The sequence below is a fragment of the Pseudarthrobacter sp. SL88 genome, from assembly GCF_026672455.1.
In the GTDB taxonomy this organism is placed as follows: Bacteria; Actinomycetota; Actinomycetes; order Actinomycetales; family Micrococcaceae; genus Arthrobacter.
This window is the reverse complement of sequence record NZ_JAPPRD010000001.1, coordinates 3189702-3210738: the sequence shown is the minus strand read 5'-3', so window position 1 is coordinate 3210738 and position 21037 is coordinate 3189702. Positions and strand designations below refer to the sequence as shown.

Annotated in this window: 25 protein-coding genes and 1 tRNA gene; 15 read left to right on the top strand and 11 right to left on the bottom strand. The window is 66.1% G+C overall.

What is annotated here, in order from left to right; all coding sequences use genetic code 11:
- Positions 1-34 precede the first annotated feature (34 nt).
- The 3 genes from OVA06_RS14485 to OVA06_RS14475 all read left to right on the top strand — a co-directional run bounded on the left by OVA06_RS14485 (position 35) and on the right by OVA06_RS14475 (position 2090).
- Positions 35-682: a bacterial proteasome activator family protein gene (locus tag OVA06_RS14485; protein WP_268159229.1), complete on the top strand. Its 648-nt coding sequence runs from the start codon at positions 35-37 to the stop codon at positions 680-682.
- 7 nt (positions 683-689) lie between these two features.
- On the top strand, positions 690-1139 hold the full coding sequence (locus OVA06_RS14480) for a hypothetical protein (protein ID WP_056076574.1): 450 nt from the start codon (positions 690-692) through the stop codon (positions 1137-1139).
- Between the two features lie 105 nt (positions 1140-1244).
- Positions 1245-2090, top strand: a complete 846-nt coding sequence (locus OVA06_RS14475; RefSeq protein WP_268159227.1) for an aldo/keto reductase — start codon at positions 1245-1247, stop codon at positions 2088-2090.
- A gap of 149 nt (positions 2091-2239) precedes the next feature.
- Here the strand turns inward: OVA06_RS14475 and OVA06_RS14470 are convergent, their stop codons facing one another.
- Positions 2240-2422, bottom strand: coding sequence for a hypothetical protein (locus OVA06_RS14470; protein WP_056076570.1), 183 nt, complete (start codon positions 2420-2422; stop codon positions 2240-2242).
- 136 nt (positions 2423-2558) lie between these two features.
- Between OVA06_RS14470 and OVA06_RS14465 the strand changes: the two genes are divergently transcribed.
- Entirely contained in the window at positions 2559-2924 is a 366-nt protein-coding gene (locus tag OVA06_RS14465) for a hypothetical protein (protein ID WP_268159224.1), read from the top strand.
- Between the two features lie 81 nt (positions 2925-3005).
- Here OVA06_RS14465 and OVA06_RS14460 read toward each other — a convergent pair whose 3' ends face one another.
- Positions 3006-4016 carry a hypothetical protein gene (locus OVA06_RS14460; RefSeq protein ID WP_268159222.1) on the bottom strand — a complete coding sequence of 337 codons (1011 nt, stop codon included), beginning with the start codon at positions 4014-4016 and terminating at the stop codon, positions 3006-3008.
- Positions 4017-4141: 125 nt separating this feature from the next.
- On the opposite strand from OVA06_RS14460, the gene OVA06_RS14455 reads away from it, so the two are divergent.
- Positions 4142-5383, top strand: a complete 1242-nt coding sequence (locus OVA06_RS14455) for an NAD(P)/FAD-dependent oxidoreductase (RefSeq protein ID WP_268159220.1) — start codon at positions 4142-4144, stop codon at positions 5381-5383.
- On the opposite strand, the gene OVA06_RS14450 is transcribed toward OVA06_RS14455, so the two are convergent.
- On the bottom strand, positions 5380-5706 hold the full coding sequence (locus OVA06_RS14450; protein ID WP_268159218.1) for a hypothetical protein: 327 nt from the start codon (positions 5704-5706) through the stop codon (positions 5380-5382). The genes OVA06_RS14455 and OVA06_RS14450 overlap by 4 nt on opposite strands.
- Before the next feature lie 656 nt (positions 5707-6362).
- On the opposite strand from OVA06_RS14450, the gene OVA06_RS14445 reads away from it, so the two are divergent.
- Positions 6363-6719, top strand: a complete 357-nt coding sequence (locus OVA06_RS14445) for a hypothetical protein (RefSeq protein ID WP_268159216.1) — start codon at positions 6363-6365, stop codon at positions 6717-6719.
- Positions 6716-7291, top strand: coding sequence for a hypothetical protein (locus OVA06_RS14440; protein ID WP_268159214.1), 576 nt, complete (start codon positions 6716-6718; stop codon positions 7289-7291). Before OVA06_RS14445 ends, OVA06_RS14440 begins: the two co-directional genes overlap by 4 nt.
- Before the next feature lie 171 nt (positions 7292-7462).
- On the opposite strand, the gene OVA06_RS14435 is transcribed toward OVA06_RS14440, so the two are convergent.
- The 5 genes from OVA06_RS14435 to tmk form a co-directional block, all read right to left on the bottom strand.
- A complete protein-coding gene (locus OVA06_RS14435) occupies positions 7463-7900 on the bottom strand; it encodes a peptidase inhibitor family I36 protein (RefSeq protein ID WP_235501388.1) in 438 nt (145 codons plus the stop codon).
- A gap of 333 nt (positions 7901-8233) precedes the next feature.
- Positions 8234-8306, bottom strand: a tRNA-Thr gene (locus OVA06_RS14430).
- 106 nt (positions 8307-8412) lie between these two features.
- Entirely contained in the window at positions 8413-9978 is a 1566-nt protein-coding gene (locus OVA06_RS14425) for an alpha/beta hydrolase (RefSeq protein ID WP_268159211.1), read from the bottom strand.
- Entirely contained in the window at positions 9975-11138 is a 1164-nt protein-coding gene (locus tag OVA06_RS14420; RefSeq protein WP_056076555.1) for a DNA polymerase III subunit delta', read from the bottom strand. The genes OVA06_RS14425 and OVA06_RS14420 overlap by 4 nt, the downstream gene beginning before the upstream one ends.
- Entirely contained in the window at positions 11135-11833 is a 699-nt protein-coding gene (gene tmk, locus OVA06_RS14415; protein WP_261620690.1) for a dTMP kinase, read from the bottom strand. Before tmk ends, OVA06_RS14420 begins: the two co-directional genes overlap by 4 nt.
- A 127-nt stretch (positions 11834-11960) precedes the next feature.
- On the opposite strand from tmk, the gene OVA06_RS14410 reads away from it, so the two are divergent.
- Together OVA06_RS14410 and OVA06_RS14405 are read left to right on the top strand one after the other, a co-directional pair.
- Positions 11961-13151, top strand: coding sequence for a trans-sulfuration enzyme family protein (locus OVA06_RS14410; protein WP_268159208.1), 1191 nt, complete (start codon positions 11961-11963; stop codon positions 13149-13151).
- 9 nt (positions 13152-13160) lie between these two features.
- Positions 13161-13511, top strand: a complete 351-nt coding sequence (locus OVA06_RS14405) for a DUF2516 family protein (RefSeq protein ID WP_056076549.1) — start codon at positions 13161-13163, stop codon at positions 13509-13511.
- A gap of 69 nt (positions 13512-13580) precedes the next feature.
- On the opposite strand, the gene OVA06_RS14400 is transcribed toward OVA06_RS14405, so the two are convergent.
- Positions 13581-14426, bottom strand: coding sequence for a class I SAM-dependent methyltransferase (locus OVA06_RS14400; RefSeq protein ID WP_442793583.1), 846 nt, complete (start codon positions 14424-14426; stop codon positions 13581-13583).
- 127 nt (positions 14427-14553) lie between these two features.
- On the opposite strand from OVA06_RS14400, the gene OVA06_RS14395 reads away from it, so the two are divergent.
- Positions 14554-15300 (top strand): phosphoglyceromutase, encoded by a 747-nt coding sequence (locus OVA06_RS14395; protein ID WP_056076547.1) that lies wholly within the window; start codon positions 14554-14556, stop codon positions 15298-15300.
- Between the two features lie 78 nt (positions 15301-15378).
- Here the strand turns inward: OVA06_RS14395 and phoU are convergent, their stop codons facing one another.
- Positions 15379-16041: a phosphate signaling complex protein PhoU gene (gene phoU, locus OVA06_RS14390; protein WP_056076545.1), complete on the bottom strand. Its 663-nt coding sequence runs from the start codon at positions 16039-16041 to the stop codon at positions 15379-15381.
- Positions 16042-16247: 206 nt separating this feature from the next.
- Here phoU and OVA06_RS14385 point away from each other — a divergent pair, with 206 nt between their 5' ends.
- Positions 16248-17507, top strand: coding sequence for a sensor histidine kinase (locus OVA06_RS14385; protein ID WP_268160802.1), 1260 nt, complete (start codon positions 16248-16250; stop codon positions 17505-17507).
- A complete protein-coding gene (locus OVA06_RS14380; protein ID WP_268159204.1) occupies positions 17504-18184 on the top strand; it encodes a response regulator transcription factor in 681 nt (226 codons plus the stop codon). Before OVA06_RS14385 ends, OVA06_RS14380 begins: the two co-directional genes overlap by 4 nt.
- A gap of 137 nt (positions 18185-18321) precedes the next feature.
- On the opposite strand, the gene OVA06_RS14375 is transcribed toward OVA06_RS14380, so the two are convergent.
- Positions 18322-18864, bottom strand: coding sequence for a hypothetical protein (locus OVA06_RS14375; protein WP_056076539.1), 543 nt, complete (start codon positions 18862-18864; stop codon positions 18322-18324).
- Between the two features lie 272 nt (positions 18865-19136).
- Here OVA06_RS14375 and OVA06_RS14370 point away from each other — a divergent pair, with 272 nt between their 5' ends.
- The 3 genes from OVA06_RS14370 to ispF all read left to right on the top strand — a co-directional run bounded on the left by OVA06_RS14370 (position 19137) and on the right by ispF (position 21035).
- The gene (locus OVA06_RS14370) at positions 19137-19619 is read left to right on the top strand and encodes a CarD family transcriptional regulator (RefSeq protein WP_011690592.1); all 483 of its coding nucleotides are present in this window, start codon (positions 19137-19139) and stop codon (positions 19617-19619) included.
- Between the two features lie 121 nt (positions 19620-19740).
- Positions 19741-20523: a 2-C-methyl-D-erythritol 4-phosphate cytidylyltransferase gene (gene ispD, locus OVA06_RS14365; RefSeq protein WP_056076537.1), complete on the top strand. Its 783-nt coding sequence runs from the start codon at positions 19741-19743 to the stop codon at positions 20521-20523.
- Positions 20520-21035, top strand: coding sequence for a 2-C-methyl-D-erythritol 2,4-cyclodiphosphate synthase (gene ispF / locus OVA06_RS14360; protein WP_261621048.1), 516 nt, complete (start codon positions 20520-20522; stop codon positions 21033-21035). Before ispD ends, ispF begins: the two co-directional genes overlap by 4 nt.
- Positions 21036-21037 lie beyond the last annotated feature (2 nt).

The following is a 21037-nucleotide window of genomic DNA, read 5'->3' as shown; positions in this document are numbered from 1 at the left end:
AGTGCCTTCGGATCGCTCATGAGAGTATGAACGCATGAGCGATCCGAAAGACACCACGTCAGCTGAGGACGTCCCCGTCGAAGGCACCACCCTTGACGACAGCGAGCCCGCCGCCCCTGCTCAGGCCGAGTCCCCGGCCGGCGCCCGCGACGGCCGCAAGCCCAAGGGCAGCAGCGTGCAGGACCTGGTGGACGAACCGGCAAAGGTGATGCGGATCGGCACCATGATCCGGCAGCTCCTGGAGGAAGTGAAGTCCGCCCCGCTGGACCAGGCCGCCCGGGAACGCCTGGCTGAAATCCACGCCCGCTCCATCCAGGAACTGGAGGACGGCCTGTCGCCCGAGCTCGTGGCGGAACTGCACCGCATCAGCCTCCCGTTCTCAGATGAAGGCACCCCTTCCGACGCCGAGCTCCGGATCGCGCACGCACAGCTCGTGGGCTGGCTCGAAGGATTGTTCCACGGCATCCAGACCGCCATTGCGGCCCAGCATGCTGCCCGGGAGCACGCGGCCGCCCAGATGCAGCTCCGCCAGCTGCCCCCGGGGACAGTCATCGCCCCGGGTGTGGTGATCGGGGAAAACGGTGAACCGGAGCGCGCCCCCGCGGGGGCGGCCCGGCCGGGGGCGCCGGCCAATGCCGGCAAGCGCGACGATCCGGACCACGGTCCCGGACAGTACCTGTAGGCTCCGGTTGGGTTTTTTCAGCGCCGCCAGGCAGGGGCGCAAGGACGATGCGGAACTTGGCAAGGGGTTGTGGCGCCGCGCGCACGACCGCTTCCACCGGGGACTGGACCGCTTCCACCAGGTGCTCGAGGGTGTGGAGGACGACCAGTTGTACGGCGAGCTGGTAGAGATCGCCAACGAACTCGCCGCCCTGCTGGACCGTGTCCGGGCTGTCTGCGTCGAAGCCCAGCGCCGCTCACCCAGTGACGGCCTGGACATTCCCGTCGCCCTGTCCGGCGTGCACCGCGCCCTGTCCAAGGCCGGGAATTCGCTGGCCACCACCGCCGAAGCTGCCGCCATGCTGCGGCTCGCCGTCGGGCCCGTTCCAGTGGGCGCGGCGTCCGTGCGCCGGCGCGCGGAAGCCGTCTTCGAGCAGGTTGCCGACGCCGAGCGGCACCTTGCGGGGGAAACCTCCTAGCCGCAATTTATTCCCGCTGCTTCGGGTGACTTTCCACGTTACGCGCCTGGCTGACAGACCGCGGGTTTGGTCTTCTCAACGCCCGTCGTTTGGCAGGATGAAGTCATGACTCTTTCACCTACACTCACTTTCAACGACGGAAACACGATCCCCCAGCTCGGCTATGGCGTGTGGCAGGTCGAAGACGGCGTGGCTGAGAAGGTGGTGCGGCAGGCATTCGAAGCTGGCTTCCGCCACATCGATACAGCCAAGATCTATGGCAACGAAGCGGGCGTGGGGCGCGCCATCGCCAGCTCCGGCCTCACCCCCGAGCAGATCTTCATCACCACCAAGCTGTGGAATGCCGATCAGGGCTATGAGTCGACGCTGGCTGCCTTCGAGGAATCCATGGACCGCCTCGGCCTGGAAACCCTCGACCTGTACCTGATCCACTGGATGCAGCCCAAGCAGGACAAGTACGTCGATACCTGGAAGGCGCTGATCGAGCTCCAGAAGCGCGGCCGGGTCAAGTCCATCGGCGTCTCCAACTTCACCGTCGACGGGCTGCAGCGGCTCATCGACGAAACCGGTGTGGTCCCGGCCATCCACCAGATCGAGCTCCACCCCTACTTCAGCCAGCCTGAGCTGCGCGAATTCGGTGCTTCCAAGGGCATCCTCACCCAGGCCTGGTCACCGCTGGGCCAGGGCGGCGAGCTCCTGGAAGACCCAGCCGTCGCCGCCATCGCCGCCAAGCACCAGGCCACGCCGGCACAGGTTGTCATCGCCTGGCACCTTGCCATTGGCAACGTGGTGATCCCGAAGTCGGTCACCGAATCCCGGATCCGGGAGAACTACGCGGCACTCGACGTCACGCTGGATGCCGGGGACGTCGAGGCCATCAACGCCCTCGACCGGACCGCCAGCGGCGAAGGCAGGATCGGCCCCGACCCGGCAGTCTCCGACTTCGCGTAAGTCAACCTGTCCGCAGTGAGTGCCCCGCCTTAGCCGGCGGTCCCGCTCAACCGGGACGTCGAACCCGCACCGCCTGGCTGGCCCAGGCGGTGCGGGTTCTTCTTTTGCACGGGCCTGTTGAATAGCCGGCCCGGCCTCAATCTGTGGGGTCAGGCGGCAATGCGGACAGGTTCGACGCTGACCGCATCGATCACTGCCCAGCCGTCCTCGCCGGAGCACTGCCGGTCGGCGAAACGCTGCGCCTCCACCATGGTGTCGAAGGACTCCGAGCGTGCACGGCCGCAGTCGGCGTCGAAGTACGTGACGTGAAATTCCTGAACGGTGTTTTCCATAAATCCAGTGTGCAACCGGGGTCTGACATTCCACGGAATCAGCCCCGCGTGTTGCCGTGTGACGTGACCCCAGCACGCATCACGGTGCGTTGTCGCCCCCGCTGCCCGGCCCCGGAACTCCAGCTAGGCTTTCACCATGGAGGTTAGAGATTCTCCGGACCGGGACAACGCCACCAGGCACATTAATCGTGAACTGGCACGGCGGCGCGGCTGGATGTTAACGGTGGCCGTCGGGTTCGCCCTGCAGATTCTCAGTGTGGTGCTGGGACTCAAATCCGTGGCGCCGCTGTGCGGCAGCCCGATGATCCCGCACAGCGGGGCAGCTGAACTGTCCGATGCTCAATTGCTTACCACGGGCCTGGCGTCCGAGTGCTACCGGAGCATCGACTCCGCCGCCGTACCCATTTGGATGCTGATGGGGCTTGGCATTGGCCTGGTCCTGGTGGGCGTAGCCATCAGGATCGTGGGTATCCGCCGGTCCCTCGCCGCTGTAGCCGCCTGAGGGACAGGCCCTACGGGACTGCTTGTTCGTAGGTACTTATGGAACTGGCTGGGTGCCAGCCGGGAGGGGGGAGTCCCGTCGTCAGGTCCCTGCCTCGCGGCGGTCCAGCCGAAGGACCCGTTCCTGGGCCAGGACGGCTGCCCTGGCCGCCTTATCCGACGCCCGCGTTGCCTGTTTGGCCTCCGCGGAGATGGCAGCGAGACGCTTCTTCGAGTAGTCCAGCTCAGCCTCTGCCGTTTTCAGGCGGGCCCGCAGGTCTGCAGTTTCCTCCTGCAGCGCGGCAACGTCCCCGGCCGTCTGCTCTGCCTCCGCCTGAAGGTCCACGGCATGCCCGGCAGCTTCCGATGCTTCTTCTTCGGCCGCGGCGAGTGCCGCCCGGGCCCTTTCCAACAGAGGCGGCGACGCCGGCCGTGGCGTCTGCCGGACGGCCTCAAGGCGCGGCCTGGTGGGCCGGGGCTGGGACCCGGCCTCCGGCGTCGTACGCTGCTTCTTCCCTGGCTGTGGCTTTTTGGAATCCGGCTTCCCGGGCGTGGGCACCGATGCAAGGACCGGGGGAGCAACGGCCGGTGTTGCGGGAAGGGCGCCGGGTACGGCCACCACACCGTCCAGGTCTGCGGCGCTGACCCCGTCGGCGGACAGGGTCTTCACGAGCCTGCCGCTGCGGACGGCGGCCTCGGCCCCTTCATCGGCGGTCAGGGCACGCAGTGTCTCCTCAACATCCCCGGCAATTGTGTCGCTGAGTTGCCGGCCTTGACCGCGGACAACCGCGCGGGCGGCGTCGACGGCGGACGCCAGCAAGGTGCGCCGCTCACGCCCCAGGTCGCGAAGGGCGGGGGCATCAAGGGACGCCTGCGCCGCACGCATGCGTGAGCCCAGATCCGCGAGTTCGTCGAGGACATCCGGCCGGTGCAGGACGAGCATGTTTACAGCCCAGGCGCCCACCGACGGTTTGGCAAGTCCACGGACTGCCGCCCCCAGGCCCTTATCCTGGCCGGCAGCCGCCTTGGCCGCGGCAGTACGGGCCGCCACGAAGTCGTCCAGGGGACAGGCGTACAGCCCGTTCGCGATCCCGGCCAGGGCCTCTTCATCCATGTCCGCCATCATAGGCGGGAGGGCTGGGACGGGCATGGAGCGCCGGGCGGGCGCTGCCGGGACCGGGCAGCTGGCGGGGCCAGTGAGCCCTGTTGCTCCGGCCCCGTGCACGGTATGTTGCTCGAATGGACGATACATATCAGGTCATCGTGGTTGGCGGCGGTTTCGCGGGGAAGGCCGCCGCCCAGGAACTCGGCCGCAAGGGCACCCGGGTGCTGCTGATTGATACCAACAACTATCACCAGTTCCAGCCCCTCCTGTACCAGGTGGCATCCTCGCAAATCGGCGTCTCCGCAGTGGCCCGCCCGCTCCGTGCGGTCTTCCGAAACATCAAGGGGGTCCGGGTCCTCACGGCAGAAGTCACAGCGGTGGACGCTGCGGCCCGCACCGTCACCACTGCCGACGGCGGGCGGTTCCAGGCGCAGATCCTCGTCCTCGCCACGGGCGCTGTCCCGAACTTCTTTAATACCCCTGGCGCCGACAAACACGCCTACCCGCTCTACTCCGTTGCCGACGCCACTCGGCTCAGCGCAGCCCTGACGGAAGTCCTCGACGAGGCGGACCGGGGAGCCGGCGGGAGCGTCGACGTCGTAGTTGTCGGAGGCGGCCCCACCGGGGTGGAGACGGCCGGCGCCCTCGCCGAGAACGTCAAATACATCGTGCCGAAGTACTTCTCTTCCGAGCTTGCCGCCCGCTGCCATGTCCACCTTGTGGACATGGTGCCCAGCGTTCTCATGGCTTTCTCGGCGAAATCGCAGGCCTACACCCGGGACCGGCTGGTGAAGCTGGGCGTCCAGCTGCACATGGGCCAGAGCGTCACGGAGGTCCGCCCCGACGGCGTGACGCTGGCGGACGGTACTGTGCTGCCTGCCCCCGTCGTCGTCTGGGCCGGCGGCCTGCAGGCAGGCAAGATCATCGCCGAGTCGGGGCTCACGCAGGGGAAGGGCGGGCGTATCGATGTCCGTCCGGACCTGACCGCTCCGGGAGTGGAGGGCGTCTACGTCCTTGGAGACTCTGCCAACATCACCGACGCCGCGGGGGCCAGGCTCCCGCAACTGGGGTCCGTGGCCCAGCAATCAGGGAAATGGGCCGCAAGAAACATTCACGCTGACCTCACCGGCGGTACGCGGCAGCCCTTCCGCTACCTCGATAAGGGGTACATGGCCATGGTGGGCCGGGGCGCGGCGGTGGCAGAGCTGGGCCCCCAGCGCATCCAGCTGCAGGGTCCGCTGGCGTTCCTCTCCTGGCTGGGCGTCCACCTTGCCCTGCTGCCCGGCGTCCAACAGAAAGTCCGCGCACTCTTCTCCTGGGCGGTGGGGTACGTGACGCACAGTCCGTCCCAGGTTGTGGTGGGCCGGCCGGACTAGTTCCGGCGGGCCGCGCGCCTGGTTGCCAGGCTGCATGGAGGCGCGGGACCCCGCTTGTCAGCGAAAACAATGGGCCCCGGCAGCTGCCTGGGCCCCGTAGCCCGGAGCTTTGAGAGGCTATTCCGCGAGTTTCGAGACGGCGTGCGCCACAGGAAGAACTTGTTGGTGCCCAGGTCCTTGACGGTCTTGATGTTGAAGGCTTCCTTGAGCTTCTGGGCGTCGGCCTCTGAAAGGCCTTTCAGCGCCTCGACCGGCGCCTTGGCCAGTTCCTCGATGCCCTTGTCGATGTATTCCTTATCGAACTTCGAGTTGATTCCAGACAATGCAGTTCTCCCTTCGTCGGGCCGGCATCGGCTGGCGCCGTGGCACAGCGACATTCAACCACACGGCCACACAAATGGACCGGCTGATCTTGGACCAGGGAAAGGGGGTGGGAGCCGGCGGCGGCTGGAGGAAGCACCGCACTCGCGGACAGTGCCATCGCCGCCGGCTCCATGCATCACGCTAGGTGCGCGACCTGAACGAAACCCGGGCGGAAACTGCATCTTTCCGCAACGCTGCTGCGAGGCACGTTGGGTGCAGACGGTCACGAAAGTTGGTGCGGGCCGGCGACGGCTGGGGGAGGTGCTGGTCTCCATCAAGCACCATCGCCGCCGGCTCCGGTCACCACGCTATGGCCTCAGCAGCCGCGGCGCCTGAGTAACAGGTACGTGTTTTGGCGAACCCCGCTACGTGTGCTGACCCCTCGGGGCTCCGACCCGGCCGGAGGACCATGCCGCGGGGTAGGCCATTGAAGAGACATCTGACCCGGTAGGGCGGGCCCTATATGCAAGCCTGTCTGTAGCGGACCCACCTGCCACAGATAGGCTGAGATCATGACCTCGGGGGACGCCGTCCATCTTTTCCGCTACGGCTCCATCGGATACGGCCGCAAACCGTATATCGCCCGAACCTTCCGCAGCAACAAATTGGCCGCCAAGTGAGCCCCTTCATCGCTATGCCGCTCGTGGCCGGCATCCTCTGGCTGGCCCACGTGATCCTGGGCGCCACGGGACACCGTGCCTATCGATACAGCGGTCGCCTTCTCTTCGGAGGACTCTCGGCGACGGCCGTGGTGTTCTTCCTCATTGGCTTCCAGGTGGACAAATCCGTCCCACCGGAATGGAAGAACAATTCCCTTGGGGGAGTCGTTGAGTTTTTACTCGCACTGGAGACCACAATGGTGCTGCTGGCTCTCGCGCTGCTGGAGGTTATTCGCGTTGCGGTGACACAGACGATAGAGGTTGCCCGGGCAAAGACGGCATGCCAGCGTCCCGATCCGGCTAATGTCCCATGAAGCTCCGGGAAATATGGGGGAGCGTTCTCCTGGCCGCAGCGGCCGTCTGCACCTGGGTACACCACGTCCTCAGCGAAGCGTACCGGGCCGCCACACGAGAGGGCCTGCTCCTCTACATGGGCATCCCTGCAGATTCCATTGCCTCCTGGTTTCTGATTGTGGCCTTCCTGTCCGGGCCTGCGGGGCTGATGCTCCTGCTCCCAGCGCTGATACGCCGAATTCCCCGGAAGGTGCCGCGGCGGATCGTCGGGTGGAGCGCCGGGGTAGCCGCCGCGGCCGCGGTGCCGTACCTCGGCGTGGTGTTTGTCTTCGCGGCCCTGGGCGCTTTCGGGGTCGGGGACACCGTGAAAATCACCGCAGTCGACGGGCAGTCAGTCCTCGTAACCCAAGACGGTTTCGACGGTGACAGCGTCGCCATCTATGGGCAGCACGACGGGTTCCACTACAAGCGCGTTCGCGACGCCTCGGAAATCTCCGGGTGGCCGCGGGTTAAAGACCGGGGCTGTCGGCTGGAAACCGCTGGCGGGCCGCAGCTGGTCTGCGGGACCAAGATGGTGGCCGTTCGCCACTAGATGCCCGTAGGGTTTCACTCAGTCAGTCAAAGGCCGGCACCCACAACAGTGGGGTGCCGGCCATTCACTCGTTGCTATGGCTACCTACTTGTGAACAGGCCAACCGCCGTGCCATTTTTTCGATATGGCGCCAGGCGGTCGGGGAGATACCCCGGCGGGCAGTGTGGAGGGCTAGGCCCAGGACTGGTCCCGGTCGAGGCATGCCCCGCCGTTATAAGCCACGTGGATTGAGCTGACCCTGTTTTTCATCGCGCCCAGGTTGAGGCGTTCGCCCGGTTGGATGTACCAGGCGTAGCCTTCGCAGCCGGGGTTGTCGTAGATCGTGATGTACGCGTAGGTGTTGTTAATCAGGGATGCTGCGTTGTTGTTGACCTGGACGCCCCATCCGTTCCGGCCAGCCGGGCCGTCTGTGAACAGTTCGTTGCCCATGGTGGCGTCGCTGTTGGCGTAGTCGGCGCGTGCGCCCTGGAAGTCGGAGTTGAAGTAGAAGCACACCCGTGATGTCGGGCACGCGGTTCCTGTTCCTGACGCGTTGGCAGCGGGTGCGCCCGCCAGTACTGCGCTGGCGCTCAAAGCGAAGACGGCTCCGGCTGTAGCTGTTTTGTGCATCGCGAGTTTCATGAAGTTCCCCAGTCATTTTTCACGGTGGTCGGGCGTCCAGGACCGACGCCTGCTCTATTCTGTACTCTTCCCGGGCTGCGCAGCCATGGGGATACCTGCCCTAACGCTGGGTGGCGCACCGGCAGGAGTCAGTCAAAGAAGCCGTGGACCTCCGGGCTGTCGATCCCGTTTCTGCTCACGGGCAGGGAAAGAGACAGCAGGGGGATTCTGCACCGTACTCGGCCAGAGTTTCCCGTCCATGCTTAACCAGCGAAAAACCTGCTTAACCAGCGAAAAACCCCCCAAAGCCCTGTAACGAGGGGCGATAGGGGGTTTATCCCGAGCTTCCTATCAGAATCGAACTGATGACCTTTTCATTACGAGTGAAACGCTCTACCGACTGAGCTAAGGAAGCACCGCACAAAATGACCGGAAGAATCCGGGCGCTTCATGCAAGAGTCAACTGTAATGGAGTCTCCGCGCCCGGGTCAAAATGGCGGGCGCTGCCGCGGGTGAGGCCTTCAGCACACCGTGTTGTCGGCCGGAACCTGTCCGCTGACCAGGTAGCTGTCCACCTTGTCCTCAAGGCAGCTGTTGGCCCGGCCGTAGGCCGTGTGGCCCTCGCCTTTCCACGTCAGCAGCGAGGAGTTGCCGAGCTGTTTCCGCAGCGATGATGCCCATTCCACAGGGGTGGCCGGATCACCGGTGGTGCCGATGACCACGATCGGCGACTCACCCGTGTACTGGACGGATGCAGGCGTACGCACGTTCTTGTACGGCCAGTCGGCGCAGTTGATGCCGCCGTAGGCGAAGAAGTAGCCAAGGGTGGGGGACTGTTGCATCAGCCGCTGCTGCTCTGCCCGCATGGACGCAGGATCGGAGTCCATGGGGTAGTCCAGGCAGTTGATGGCGTTGAAGGCGAACGTCGAATTCGAGGTGTAGCTTCCGTTGGTGGAACGGTCGGCGCCGAGGTCGGACAGGCGAAGCATGAGGCTCACGTCTCCCGTCATCGCCGCCTCCAGGGCCTGGGTGAGGGCGGGCCAGCTCTGGTCGTTGTACAGCGGTGTGATGAGGCCGCTGACAAACATGTTGGCGTTGACCAGCCGGCCGTCCTTGGCGGTGCGGGGCTGTTGCTCCACGGCGTTTATCAGGTCGCGGATCTGCTGGACGCCGCCATCCACTCCGCCGGTGAGGGGGCATTCCTTCTGCTGCTGGCAGTTGGCCACGTAGGTGCGGATCGCCTTTTCGAAGGCCACGGCCTGGCCGCTGGTCAGTTCTTCATTGCTGATCGAGGGATCCAGCGCGCCGTCGAGCACCATGCGGCCCACGTTCTTCGGGAACAGCTGTGCGTAGGTCGAGCCGAGGAACGTGCCGTAGGAGTAGCCCAGGTAGTTCAGCTTCGTGTCGTTGACCACGGCCCGGAGGACGTCCAGGTCCCTGGCTGCGCTCTGGGTATCGATGTGGGCCATTGAGGGGCCGGTCTGCTCAGCACACTGTTCGGCGATGGCCTTGTTGTCCGCCCGGGCCGCCGCGAGGCCGGCGTCGGTCTCCAGGTCGTAGATCTTGGCCCTTGCCGCATCACGTTCCGCGTCCGTCATGCAGGTCACCGGCGCGGACCGCTTAACGCCGCGGGGATCGAAGCCGACGAGGTCGTAGGCGTCACGGACGGGCTGGGAGAAGTGGGTGGCTGCCGCGTCCTTCACGAAGTCATAGCCGGATGCGCCGGGCCCGCCCGGGTTGACCAGCAGGCTTCCGGTCTTATTGCCAGTACTTGAAGCCCGCAGCGCGGCAATCTGGATGGTTTCGCCGTCGGGAGCCGCATAGTCCATGGGCACTGTGACCTTGGCGCATTGGAACTGGCCTTCGCATGGCTCCCACACGATTTCCTGCGAGTAGAACTTCTCAAGCCCCGCGGGCGCAGACGCCACGATGGAGGGATCTGCCTTGGCTGTGGCGGTTTCCTGTTGGCGGTCGCCCCCGTTGATGAGGCTGCAGGACGCCAGCACCAGGGCAAGCGCCATGGCTCCGGCGGCACGGGCCGCGAACACCAGGGGTCTGCGGCGTACCGGCAGGGGGCGGGCAGTCATCGGGTCTCCTTGGAAGGCTGGATCAGGCTGGCTGCCATGGACTCAATGGCCAGCAGCGGGGCAACGTTCGTGGTGGTGATGCGTTCGCGGGCTTTGTTGATGGCGTCCATCCGGGCGAGCGTGACTTCCGGGGTGGAACGGGAGGCAAATTCCTCCAGTTCACCCCTCAACTCAACGTTTACCAGCTCAACAGCATTCCCCATCTGGATGATCAGGACGTCCCGGTAGAAGGACATCAGGTCAGTGAGGGTACGGTCCAAGGAATCGGTAATGGACCGCTTGGCCCGCCGCTTCTGGTCGTCCTCCAGCTGTTTGACCTGCGCCCGCATGGCAGGTGGAAGGGTGCCGGATTCAGGTGCGCCGAGGGTGGCGAGCAAGGCGGCTTTCTCGGCGGCGTCGCGTTCTTCGTTGGAGCTGTTCGCCTCGGCGGTGGCAATTTTCACGAGCTTGTCCGCCATCATGACAGCTGCGGTGACTCCCCGCAGGCCCAGCGGAAACCGGACAGTTTCGAGCCGGCGTTCGCGCGCAGCAGGGTCCCGCGCCAGCCGGCGGGCGATCCCCACATGGCTTTGGGCTGCCCGGGCGGCCCGTTCAGCGACTGCGGGATCGACGCCGTCGCGCTTCACCAGGAGTTCCGCGACGTCGGCCGCGGGCGGCAGCCGCAGCGCCACGCTGCGGCAGCGCGACCGGATGGTGACCAGCACATCGGCCGGTGAGGGGGCACACAGCATCCATACAGTCCGCGGCGTCGGTTCCTCGATGGCCTTGAGCAGGACGTTGGTGGTTCGCTCGGCCATCCGGTCCGCATCCTCGACCACGATGATGCGCCAGCGTCCGGCGGACGGCCTGTTGCCGGCGGTGGCCACCAGGTCGCGGGCTTCGTCGATGGTGATGGTGACCTTTTCCGTCCGGACAAACGTCACGTCCGAATGCGTTTCACCCAGAATGGTCAGGCAGGCGTGGCAATGGCCGCAGCCGCGCAGGTTCACGTCTTCCTGGTCGCAGTTCAGGGCGGCTGCGAAGGCTTTGGCGGCGTTGGAGCGCCCAGACCCTGGCGGACCGGTGAACAGCCATGCGTGCGTCAGGCCTTCGCCGCTGGAAGCCTGGCGCAATTGGTCGACGACGGCGGGCTGGCCCTGGAGGTCATCCCACACGGTCATGGGGTGCCCTCGCCGTGCGCGCCGGCAGCGGGTGCGGCACCTGCCGGTTCGTTCCCCGGTGCTTCCAGCAGGCCGGCCACGCGATCGAGGATCATCGCGGCAAGGTCGTTCACCGGTAGCCGGGCAGGCAGCACCAGGTAGGACGCCGGCCGGGCCGCGGCCAGGTCAAGGAACGCGTCCCGGATGCGGGCATGGAATTCGTCAGCTTCGGATTCCAGGCGGTCCTCAGTGGCGTCTCCCGCTGTGCGCCGGCTTCTTCCGACTTCCGGTTCCACATCGAGCAGGACGGTGAGGTGCGGCTGAAGGCCGGAAGTGGCCCACTCGTTCAGCGAGCGGACCGCGTCCATGCCGAGGTCCCTGCCGGCTCCCTGGTACGCGACGGAGGAGTCGATGTACCGGTCGGTCAGCACAATGTCGCCCCGCTCCAGCGCGGGGCGGATCACCTGGCCGGCGTGGGCCGCCCGGGATGCCGCGAAGATCAGCGCTTCCGTGTGGGCGTCTATATGGCCATGGCCGTGATCCAGGACCAGGGACCGGAGCTTCTCGCCGATGGGAGTGCCGCCCGGTTCACGGGTCCGGAGGACCGTAAGGCCGCGGCTTTCGAGTGCTTCGGCGAGCCTAGCCGCCTGGGTGGACTTGCCGGCGCCGTCGCCGCCTTCGAACGCGATGAAAAGTCCGGCACTCTGTTTGTTCACTGTTCAAGCCTACCGATCGGCCGGGGCAAACACGGTCCCGGCCATGGGCTTTGTGGACAGTTTCACGGCGTCCCACGCTGCGTGCGGGCTTTTCCGGCGGTCCGCGGTGGAACAGTACGCTGTCCCCATGAGTCTTTCCGAACAGCAGACCGGGGGCCTGTCCGCCGAAACCATGGTGGTGGCCGCGGGCCGTCCGCCGCGGGAACGGGACCAGCCGGTGAATCCGCCCCTGGTCCTGTCCTCGACGTATTACGGAACAGGCCCGCTCGGCCCCGGAGACCGTGGTTACGGCCGGTACTCAAACCCCACCTGGGACCCGTTCGAGGAGGCCCTCGGCCAGCTTGAGGGAGCGGACCTGCCCGGTCTGCTCTATGCGTCCGGGCTTGCTGCCGTCAGCTCAGCGTTGTCGCTGATCCCCTCCGGCGGAGTGTTGGTGATGCCCAACCACAGCTACTCCGGAACCCTTGTCATGGCCGCGGAACTGGCCCAGAAGGGGTTCATCGAGCTGCGGACCGTGGACATCGCGGATACCGGAGCCGTTGAAGCGGCCCTCGCCCCGGGCGGCCCGGATGCCAAGGCCGCCGCCATGCTGTGGCTTGAAAGCCCCACCAATCCCATGCTGGGAATCGCCGACATTCCTGTGCTGACACAAGCCGCGCACGCTTCGGGCGCCATCGTGGTGACGGACAATACTTTCTCGACGCCGCTGGTGCAGCAGCCGCTCGCCCTGGGCTCCGACGTCGTACTCCACTCGGTGACCAAATACTTGGCGGGCCACTCCGACGTCGTCCTGGGCGCCCTGGTGACCTCCAACCCGGACATCCGCTCCGCACTCCTGCACCACCGGACCATCCATGGCGCGATCGCCGGGCCCTTCGAGGCGTGGCTTGCGCTGCGCGGCCTGCGCACCCTGGCATTGCGGGTGGAAAAGTCCCAGGAGTCTGCCAGGGTCCTGGCGGACCGGCTGAGCGCCCACCCCAGGGTTGAATCGGTCCGCTTCCCGGGCCTCCCGGACGATCCCGGGCACGAACGGGCCACGGCACAGATGAAGGGCTTTGGCTCCATCATCTGCATCCAGGTGGCGCCCGACGGCGGACTCGACGGCGCAGCGGCGGCCGACAAGGTCGTTGAGGCAGTCAGCCTGTGGCTGCCCGCCACATCGCTGGGCGGCGTGGAATCGCTGATCGAACGCAGGCGGCGGCACACCGCGGAGCCGGCCAGCGTCCCCGGGAACCTGATCCGCCTCAGTGTCGGCATTGAGAACGTGGAAGACCTCTGGACCGACCTGGAGCAGGCGCTGGACACGCTGGACGGCTAGGCTGGGCTTGTGGACGGTGAACTGATTATTCGGCCTGTGGAACAGGCAGTGTTCTTTATCCTTGCCCTGGTTGCCCTGGGGCTGGAGTTGTGGGCCCTGGCAGACTGCGCGCGCCACAAGGCCAACGCCTTTGAGGCGACCGGCAAGCGGACCAAGGCCTTCTGGCTCGCCCTGACCGGCGGCGCCGCGCTGATAGGTGTCATCTCCCTCTTCGCCAGCGGCGGCATCTTCGGCACGCTCGGACTGTTCGGCCTCGCCGCCGTGGTTGCCGCATCGGTCTACCTGGCCGACGTCCGCCCTGCGGTCAAGGACGCAGGCCGGGGCGGCAGCCGCAACATGGGGCCCTACGGCCCCTGGTAAACCCCGGCGCACCCAAGCTGTTCAACGGGGACACCTGGTACCCGCTGTCTGCCGATTCGTGAATCACGCTTACGGCAGAGGTGCAACTGCTTCCCAGTCCACCGTCAGTTCGCCCAGCCGCCACCGGGCGGGCCCGTCCTGAACCGGCCAGCCGGCGTCGCGTAACGCCCTGCACATACCCTGCCAGCGCTGCCGGTTTCCAAAGGACGCCAGCGGGGCGCACTCCAGCCACGCCTTGTCCATGGCCTGCATCAGCGCATGGACCGGTTCGCCGGGAACGTTGCGATGGATGAGGGCTTTGGGAAGGCGTTCGGCAACGTCGGAGGGCAGTTCAAAGCTGCCGAACCGGACCGACATGCTCAGCGACAGCGGGCGCTCCGCGTCCAGGGCCACCCACGTCGCACGGCGTCCGATCTCGTCGCAGGTGCCGTCAATGAAAAGCCCGTCAGGGGCCAGCCTGCCCTGCACCAGGCGCCAGATCCCGGCGACGTCGGCCTCCTCATACTGCCGGAGCACATTGAAGGCCCGGACCAGGACGGGGCGTCCGGGGACGGGGAGCTCAAAACCGCCCACGTGGAAGCTGAGGCCGGGCCGCTGCAGGGGGAGGGCAGCACGCACCCGTTCCGGCTCGATCTCGATCCCGCAGAACCGGACATCCGGACGGATTGCGGCGAGCCGCTCAAAGAGTTCAACGGCGGTGGCCGGCGTCGCGCCGTAGCCCAGGTCCACCACCAGCGGTTCTGTGGCCCGGAGGAGCCGCCAGGCCTGGGGACCGGCCAACCAGCGGTCCACCCGGCGCATCCGGTTGGGATTGGTGGTGCCGCGGGTGACGTTGCCTACCGGCCGGCCGTGCCGGCCGGACAACCTCCTGCCGGTGATCTCGGGGCCACTCACCCGTTCAGCCTTTTGCACCACCGCCCCACTGTATCCCCGCGGCCGCGGGGATGCCGCCAGCCGGGGTACGGGCTGCCGTGTGACGATGACCATCCCTGGCCCTGTAACGCTGGGCGGGTGGCAACACTGCTCGGCTAGGATGAAAATCATGACTTACAAGCTGATTCTGCTGCGCCACGGCCACAGCGAATGGAACGCCAAGAACCTGTTCACCGGCTGGGTGGACGTTGACCTGAACGACCAGGGCCGCGGGGAAGCAGCACGCGGTGGCGAGCTGCTGGTGGAGAACAACATCCTCCCCGACGTTCTGTACACGTCCCTGCTGAAGCGGGCCATCAACACCGCCAACATCGCCCTGGACAAGGCCGACCGCGGTTGGATCCCGGTCAAGCGCGACTGGCGCCTGAACGAACGCCACTACGGTGCGCTGCAGGGCAAGGACAAAGCCCAGACGCTGGCCGAATACGGTGAAGAGCAGTTCATGGAATGGCGCCGCTCCTACGACACCCCGCCGCCGCCCCTGGATGACGACAGCGAATTCAGCCAGGCACATGATCCGCGCTATGCGGACCTTGGTGATGCCCTGCCGCGCACCGAGTGCCTGAAGGACGTCCTGGTCCGCATCCTGCCGTACTGGGAATCTGACATCAAGGCTGACCTGAAGGCGGGCAAGACCGTCCTGGTCACGGCCCACGGCAACTCCCTGCGCGCGCTGGTCAAGCACCTTGACGGCATCAGCGACGAAGCCATCGCCGGCCTCAACATCCCCACCGGCATCCCGCTGGTCTACGACCTGGATGACGACTTCCAGCCGGTCAAGCCGGGTGGCACCTACCTCGACCCCGAGGCCGCCGAGCAGGCCATCCTGGCCGTAGCCAACCAGGGCAAGAAGTAAGGCAGCAGAACGTACGACGGCGGGCTGGTCACCTCAGGTGACCAGCCCGCCGTCGTATGTACGTGGGGGAGCCGGGGCTCAGCTGTGTTCGGTGGCGTTCGGCTGCCAGGCGCCGGTCACCAGGTAGCTGACCTTCTGGGCGACGGAGACACCGTGGTCGGCGAAACGCTCGAAGTAGCGGCTGGCCAGTGCCACATCCACGGTAGTGGCGGGGGATTCGGCCCACTCGGGTGCGGCGATGGCCTTGAACACGCTGAGGTGCAGGTCGTTGATGGCGGTGTTGGCCTTCATGATGTCCCGGGCCACTTCCAGGTCACGGGTCTCCAGGAGGACGGCCAGCTTGTCGGCGATGACCTGGTCCAGTTCCGCCATCTGCTTGAACGTCCCGGTCATCGAAGCCGGGATCACGGTGGACGGGAAACGGAGGCGCGCCAGCTGCGCAATGTGCCGGGCGAGGTCACCCATCCGCTCGAGGGAGGCGCTCATCCGCAGTGATCCAACGATCATCCGCAGGTCGCTGGCCACCGGGCCCTGGAGGGCGAGGATGTCGATGGCCCGCTCGTCGAGGCTGTTCTGCAGGAAGTCGATCCGCGCATCGGCGGCAATGACGTCCTGGGCGAGGTCGACGTCCGCCACCTCGAATGATGTGGTGGCCTTGGCTATCGCTTCGCTGACCAGCCGGGAGATCTCCACCAGCTGGTCACCGACCTGGGTGAGTTCTTCCTGAAAAACCTTACGCACGTCGGCGTCCTTTCCTTGGAACTCCCGCACGCCCGCACGAGGGCAGCAGGAATCTTGTCGCCATTCGGCAGTCCAACTGGATACTCTGCCAGCATCCGGTGAACGGTTGATCCCTTGCAGGTGAACGTTAGTTGAACCGTGGGCGCAGGGGGCCCGGACGCGCCGTTGGGCCACCGGCAAGAGCATAAGGTGGACCTGTGGATCCAATGTTCATCGGCCTGATCGCGGGCCTCGTCGGCCTGGCGCTGGGCACGTTCGGTGTGCTCGCCTACCGGGTCAGCGAAAAGCAGCGCCAGCTGCTGGACATGGACGGGGACGAGCCGGGACTGCCGGACGGTGCCGCCGAGGTGCTGGCCGTCGTCGGACGCGCTTTTGTGGTGGTGGACGCGGTGGACGGCGTGGTCCGGGCAAGTCCTGCCGCGTACGCCTACGGCCTGGTCCGCGGCCACACGGTGGTCCACAAAGAACTGCTGGACATGACGGCGGGTGTACGGCGCGACGGCGTGATCCTCGAAAAGAAGCTTGAGCTGCCGCGGGGGCCGCTGGGGCAGGGGACCATCATCGTCCAGGTCCGGGCAGCCATGCTGGGTGAGGAATATATCCTCCTGCTGGCCGATGACCGCACGGAGATCACCAGGACCGAGGAAATCCGCAACGACTTCGTGGCCAACGTTTCCCACGAACTGAAGACGCCTGTGGGCGCCATCTCCCTGCTCGCTGAGGCACTGGAATCCTCAGCCGACGACGAACTGGCAGTCCGCCGCTTCGCCAAGCGCATGCATAAGGAGTCCGGCCGCCTGGCCGCACTGGTGCAGGACATCATCGAACTCTCCCGCCTGCAGGGCGCCAGCGTGGTGCAGCAGGGCGGTCCCGTTGACGTCAATGCCGTGATCGCCGAGGCCGTGGACCGGTCCCAGCTGCCGGCCGAAAGCAAGAACATCACCATCGTGGTGGGTGGCCGCACCGAGGAGAAGGTCTTCGGTGACCAGGACCTCCTGGTCACGGCGCTGCGCAACCTGATCGACAACGCCATCCGGTACTCACCGCCAAACACCCGTGTGGGCATTGGCGTCCGTTCCAAGGAAGGACTGGTTTCCATTTCGGTGACGGACCAGGGCGAGGGCCTCAGCGCCGAGGACCAGGAACGGGTCTTCGAACGGTTCTACCGCGTGGACTCGGCCCGGTCCCGCCACACCGGCGGCACCGGCCTCGGCCTGAGCATCGTCAAGCACGTCGCCTCCAACCACGGTGGCGAGGTGACGCTGTGGTCCCAGCCGGGCCAGGGTTCCACCTTCACGCTCCGGCTTCCCGAGATGGAAGGGCCCGAGGCAGGGCCCGACGGCGACACCGACCTTCCGTCCGCAACTGTCCCGGCAACGGGGCCGGCCGGACAAGCCGCCGAACAGGCCGCTGTCACCCCAATACCCCGCGCCGCCGGCGCTAAAGAACGAGGAGCTAGCGCTTGAGCAGGATTCTGATTGTGGAGGACGAGGAGTCGTTCAGCGATCCTTTGTCCTATTTGCTGGGCAAGGAAGGGTTTGAGGTGGAGGTCGTGGACAACGGCCTCGATGCCATCACCGAGTTTGACCGCAACGGCGCCGACCTCGTGCTGCTGGACCTGCAGCTTCCCGGGCTGTCCGGCACCGAGGTCTGCAGGCAGCTCCGGCATCGATCAACCGTCCCGGTGATCATGCTGACGGCCAAGGACTCCGAGATCGACAAGGTGGTGGGCCTGGAGCTCGGCGCGGATGACTACGTCACCAAGCCGTATTCCTCGCGCGAACTGGTTGCCCGCGTCCGGGCGGTGCTGCGCCGCCAGGGCGAGCCCGAGGAACTGATTTCCTCCACGGTCCAGGCCGGACCGGTCAGGATGGACATTGAACGCCACGTGGTGAGCGTGGAAGGCGAGCAGGTGCTGCTGCCGCTGAAGGAGTTCGAGCTCCTGGAGATGCTGCTGCGCAACTCGGGCCGGGTGCTGACCCGTGGCCAGCTGATCGACCGGGTCTGGGGTTCCGACTACGTGGGGGACACCAAGACCCTGGACGTCCACGTCAAGCGGCTGCGCGGGAAGATCGAGCCCGACCCCTCGGCGCCCCGGTTCCTGGTGACCGTGCGCGGCCTGGGCTACAAGTTCGAGCCGTAGGCCTTTGCGCATCCTGTCCCGCCGGTTATAAGCGGCTCCGGGACAAGCGGGTAGCCCCTGGCACCAGGGCAGCAAAAAGGGAGGGACCGGACGGCCCCTCCCTTTTTGCTGTTCTGCTGAAGTGCTTCAGCCGGGTGCTAGTGGCCTGCGGCGCTCTCCGAAGCGGACGGAGAAGGCGTGGCCGAGGTGCTCGGCGAAGGCGTGCTGCCGGCCGGAAGGTATTCCTTGTACTCGGGCAGGGTGGTGTCCAGGACGGGCACGCGCACGGTGCTGTTCACGTTGGTGCCGTCTTCGCTGACCTGGACATCAACCAGTGAACCGGCCTTGCCGCCGGTGGTGCTGAGGATGGCTTCGTCAGTGGTGTCGTTGAGCAGGGTGTACGAGTTCGCCTTGACGGCAACTTCGGTCTGCGATCCCTCTGCGCCCTTCATGGTCAGCTTCACGTCCTTGGACGAGGAGTTGTAGACAGCACCGATGACGCGGCCGGGCTGGTCCTCACCCGCGGAGACGATGAGGATGTTCCGGAGCTTCAGCGGGCCGAGGTCGGCACGGATGCCGTCCGAAGCGGAGTACTGATGGTTTGTCTGCTGGGGCGTGATGTAGCCGCAGCCCGCGGTCAGCAGGCCCACGCCTACAACGGCGGCCGTCAGTGCCATCTTGCCCCGCCGGGCCCGGTTCATCGCAGTGAAACGCACGTCACGTACTCCTCGAGAGTCTTGAAACATTATTCAGCCCATAGCCTATCCGCAAAGGGGCTCAAACGCGGATTCGGGAGCGTCATATCATCCTTGGCAGCGCATGCGCGATGCACTATTATCTGCGTTCGTCAAGGGGGTGGAGGGGGTCGATTGGGCCGATTTTCCGCGTATTTCTGCGGTTGAGGACCCTTTCCGCGGCCGGTCATATGCCTGAATCGTGATAAACTGGTCTGCGGGAAAGGGGAAATGTCCACATGGTATTTGAGGTCGGCGAGACAGTAGTTTACCCTCACCACGGTGCTGCGAAGATTGAAGAAATCAAGATGCGCACCATCAAGGGCGAAGAGAAAATGTATCTCAAGCTCAAGGTGGCTCAGGGTGATCTGACCATTGAAGTTCCAGCAGAAAACGTTGACCTTGTTGGGGTCCGGGACGTAGTGGGCAAGGAAGGCCTGGAGCACGTATTTGATGTGCTCCGCGCCGAGTTCACCGAAGAGCCCACCAACTGGTCGCGCAGGTACAAGGCAAATCTGGAGAAGCTTGCTTCCGGTGACGTCATCAAGGTGGCAGAGGTCGTTCGCGATCTTTGGCGCCGGGATCACGACCGGGGCCTTTCCGCAGGCGAAAAGCGAATGCTGGCCAAGGCCCGGCAGATTCTGATCTCAGAACTGGCGCTGGCTGAAAAGACCGACGAGGAGAAGGCTGCAAGCGTTCTCGACGAGGTCCTGGCTTCCTAAGAATTGAGCCCCGGCAGCACGGAAGTGCGGCCGGGGTTTCTTTTTGCCCGAAAACACCCCCGGCGTGCCTCCGGCGACTGCGTCGGGACGCATCGGGCACGCGGGACGTAGGCTAGTCCGCATGAGCGAAACACCATCCCGCCCGGTCACCGCGGTGATCCTGGTGGCTGCAGGTTCGGGGCAGCGGCTGGGCTACGGCATGCCCAAAGCAGCCGTGCCCCTGGGCGGCGAAACCATCCTGATGCATGCCCTCCGGGGCATCGTCGCATCCGGGGTGTCCACCCAGGTCTGCGTGGTCCTGCCCGAAGGCGACGACGGCCTGCGCTCCCTTTGCGACAGCTTCCGGGAAGAACTGGCCGACGGCGGCCCGCTCCTAACCGTCGTCGACGGCGGTCCCACCCGCGCGGACTCGGTCCGGCAGGGCATTGGTGCCCTGATGGACGGAATCGACGCTGTCCTGGTGCACGATGCCGCCAGGGCGCTAACCCCGGAAGGGGTCTTCCACCGGGTGGTAGACGCACTCGCGGCCGGGGCCGAAGCTGTGATCCCTGCCGTTCCCGTGGTGGACACCGTCAAGACCGTGACGCCCACTCCCGCCGGGGACAACGCCGTCGCACCCGAAATGGTGGCCGGGACCCCCGCACGCGAGAACCTCCGCGCCGTGCAGACGCCGCAGGGCTTCCGTGCGGAGACCCTGCGCCGCGCCCACGAGGCAGCGCAGGCGCTGGAACCGGCGGAGGCAGCCGCCGTCACTGATGATGCGATGCTCGTCGAGATGGCCGGTACCGACGTCTACGTGGTGCGCGGTTCCACCCAGTCCCTGAAGATCACCACACCCCTGGACCTGATCTTCGCCGAAGGGCTCCTGGAAGGTCCCCTCGGAGCCCGGTGGGTGGAGGGATGAGCGCGGAGGGCATGATCATTCCCCGTACAGGAATTGGCCTGGACGTCCACGCTTTCGCCGCGGAGGGGGAAGCACGCCAACTCTGGGTGGGCGGGCTCTTCTGGCCGGGCGAGCGTGGCCTTGCCGGACACTCTGACGGCGACCCGGTAGCCCACGCTGCTGCCGATGCGCTGTTCTCTGCCGCCGGCATCGGTGACCTCGGCACCCACTTCGGCACTGACCGGCCTGAGTTCGCCGGCGCGTCAGGAGTAACCCTGCTGGCTGAGGCTGCGCGGATTGTCCGGGCGGCCGGCTTTGAAATCGGCAACATCGCGGTGCAGTTCGTGGCGAACCGCCCCAAATTCGGACCCCGCCGGGAGGAATCGCAGCAGGTCCTGTCCGACGCCGCCGGCGCCCCGGTCAGCGTCACTGCCACCACCAGCGACGGCCTCGGATTCACGGGCCGCGGCGAAGGGATCTCCGCTGTGGCCACCGCCTTGGTGTACCCGCGCCTTACCGAATCAGCCGGCTAATC

Bases quoted from the DNA above. Each gene is read 5' to 3' on its own strand.
- OVA06_RS14395 (WP_056076547.1), top strand. From the start codon at position 14,554: ATGACTTACAAGCTGATTCTGCTGCGCCACGGCCACAGCGAATGGAAC.
- OVA06_RS14455 (WP_268159220.1), top strand. From the start codon at position 4,142: ATGGACGATACATATCAGGTCATCGTGGTTGGCGGCGGTTTCGCGGGG.
- OVA06_RS14475 (WP_268159227.1), top strand. From the start codon at position 1,245: ATGACTCTTTCACCTACACTCACTTTCAACGACGGAAACACGATCCCC.
- OVA06_RS14465 (WP_268159224.1), top strand. From the start codon at position 2,559: ATGGAGGTTAGAGATTCTCCGGACCGGGACAACGCCACCAGGCACATT.
- OVA06_RS14420 (WP_056076555.1), bottom strand. From the start codon at position 11,138: ATGACCGTGTGGGATGACCTCCAGGGCCAGCCCGCCGTCGTCGACCAA.
- OVA06_RS14435 (WP_235501388.1), bottom strand. From the start codon at position 7,900: ATGCACAAAACAGCTACAGCCGGAGCCGTCTTCGCTTTGAGCGCCAGC.
- OVA06_RS14460 (WP_268159222.1), bottom strand. From the start codon at position 4,016: ATGGATGAAGAGGCCCTGGCCGGGATCGCGAACGGGCTGTACGCCTGT.
- OVA06_RS14440 (WP_268159214.1), top strand. From the start codon at position 6,716: ATGAAGCTCCGGGAAATATGGGGGAGCGTTCTCCTGGCCGCAGCGGCC.
- OVA06_RS14385 (WP_268160802.1), top strand. From the start codon at position 16,248: ATGTTCATCGGCCTGATCGCGGGCCTCGTCGGCCTGGCGCTGGGCACG.
- ispF (WP_261621048.1), top strand. From the start codon at position 20,520: ATGAGCGCGGAGGGCATGATCATTCCCCGTACAGGAATTGGCCTGGAC.
- OVA06_RS14410 (WP_268159208.1), top strand. From the start codon at position 11,961: ATGAGTCTTTCCGAACAGCAGACCGGGGGCCTGTCCGCCGAAACCATG.
- OVA06_RS14370 (WP_011690592.1), top strand. From the start codon at position 19,137: ATGGTATTTGAGGTCGGCGAGACAGTAGTTTACCCTCACCACGGTGCT.
- ispD (WP_056076537.1), top strand. From the start codon at position 19,741: ATGAGCGAAACACCATCCCGCCCGGTCACCGCGGTGATCCTGGTGGCT.
- OVA06_RS14485 (WP_268159229.1), top strand. From the start codon at position 35: ATGAGCGATCCGAAAGACACCACGTCAGCTGAGGACGTCCCCGTCGAA.
- OVA06_RS14470 (WP_056076570.1), bottom strand. From the start codon at position 2,422: ATGGAAAACACCGTTCAGGAATTTCACGTCACGTACTTCGACGCCGAC.
- OVA06_RS14425 (WP_268159211.1), bottom strand. From the start codon at position 9,978: ATGACTGCCCGCCCCCTGCCGGTACGCCGCAGACCCCTGGTGTTCGCG.
- OVA06_RS14375 (WP_056076539.1), bottom strand. From the start codon at position 18,864: ATGAACCGGGCCCGGCGGGGCAAGATGGCACTGACGGCCGCCGTTGTA.